Source organism: Streptomyces sp. SID14478 (genome assembly GCF_010548525.1).
In the GTDB taxonomy this organism is placed as follows: Bacteria; Actinomycetota; Actinomycetes; order Streptomycetales; family Streptomycetaceae; genus Streptomyces.
In genome coordinates this window covers 1-1414 of record NZ_JAAGMG010001481.1, presented here as the reverse complement: position 1 = coordinate 1414, position 1414 = coordinate 1, and the positions used below count along the sequence as shown (strand labels likewise).

Annotated in this window: 1 protein-coding gene and 1 pseudogene; one reads left to right on the top strand and one right to left on the bottom strand. The window is 71.5% G+C overall.

What is annotated here, in order from left to right; all coding sequences use genetic code 11:
- Positions 1 to 161: pseudogene (locus tag G3I40_RS47850) on the top strand (glycosyltransferase family 2 protein); the annotation flags it as partial.
- A gap of 31 nt (positions 162 to 192) precedes the next feature.
- On the opposite strand, the gene G3I40_RS46190 reads toward G3I40_RS47850, so the two are convergent.
- The gene (locus tag G3I40_RS46190; RefSeq protein WP_164560764.1) at positions 193 to 1239 is read right to left on the bottom strand and encodes an LCP family protein; all 1047 of its coding nucleotides are present in this window, start codon (positions 1237 to 1239) and stop codon (positions 193 to 195) included.
- Positions 1240 to 1414: the final 175 nt, after the last annotated feature.

The following is a 1414-nucleotide window of genomic DNA, read 5'->3' as shown; positions in this document are numbered from 1 at the left end:
GCGAGGCGCTGCGCCGACGGACCTCGCAGCGGGAACTGCCCGTGCGGCAGTGGTGGGTGTACTGCTGGCGGCACGCCGGGGTGCGGGCGCCGCTGCGGATGGTGTCGCCGTACGTGGCGACGGCGGTCCGGGCCGCCACGGCCGGCCGGGGCGCGCCTTAGACCGGCCATGGCCCGCGGGGCTGCCCGGCTCTCACAGCTCGTCGTTGTCCGGGTCGTACGCGTTGTACAGGTGTTTCGGCAGTTCCCTGTCCTCGCGCAGCGCGTCGAACAGGTCCTGCGCCTGGTCCTCGACCGGCATGTAACGCCCCCAGTAGTCGGGGTGCTCCACGCTCGGAACGGTGACGATCGCGGTGCGCTCCTGCGGCACCTGCCCCGCCGCGTCGGCCAGACCGTACAGCTCGCTCAGCGAGTCCAGGCCCTTGTCGGCGGTGAGCGAGGACGTCACGGCGTGCAGGACCGGGTACAGGCGCGTGGTGTGCTCCAGCAGGCCCGCGTCGCGCGCCTGGCCGAGCAGATCGCGCACGAACTCCTTCTGCCGCTCGATGCGTTGCAGGTCGCTGCCGTCGCCGACGCCGGTACGGCCGCGGACGAAGACGAGGGCCTGGGCGCCGTTGAGGTGCTGCTCGCCCTTGTCGAGGACGAGGTCGTTGTTGGGCACCTTCATCCGCTCGGGCACCTTCACGTCGACGCCCCCGAGCGCGTTGACGACCTTCTTGAACCCGGTGAAGTCCAGCACCAGGTGATGGTCCACGCGGACGTCCGTCAGGTCCTCGAATGTGCGGATCGCACAGGCCGCCCCGCCGCGCTCGAAAGCCCAGTTGAACTGCGCGTACTCGGGTTCGCTGCGCTCCCCGTCCGGCGTCCTGCAGGCCGGGATGTCCACCATCAGGTCGCGCGGCACGCTCATCAGCGCGGCCCGTTTCCGGTCCGCCGACAGGTGCAGCAGCATCGTCGTGTCCGAGCGCTGGCTGTCCTTGGTGTTCTCGATGTCCGAGCCCATGATCAGGATGTTCTGCGCGCCGGGCCGCAGGGCCGCGGGCCGACGGCCGTGGTCGGCCTCCAGGGCCCGGTCGGTGGCCTCGTCGGTGCGGATGCCGCCGCTCAGCCGCGCGTACGCGAATCCGCCCGCGCACACCGCCGTCACCAGGACCAGGCAGGTGGCGAACAGACTCCAGCGCAGCCAGCGCCGTCGGGGCAGGATTCGAAGGAGCTTCGTACGTAAAGACCGCGATGCCATACACAAGCCCTTCCACGTCCCACCCGGATCGAGCGGTCATACCCTCGACCGTGTACCGCCGGACGGCGTCACCGCGCCGTATCCGGCGCCGTTCACAAGCGGCCCGGCGTGCGGGCGGGGCCCTCGGCCGCGTACCGCTGCGCGTCCGTCCGGCAGGCCCGCCGCAGGCACGCCA

Coding starts and splice junctions, on each gene's coding strand:
- G3I40_RS46190 (WP_164560764.1), bottom strand. CDS start 1,239: ATGGCATCGCGGTCTTTACGTACGAAGCTCCTTCGAATCCTGCCCCGA.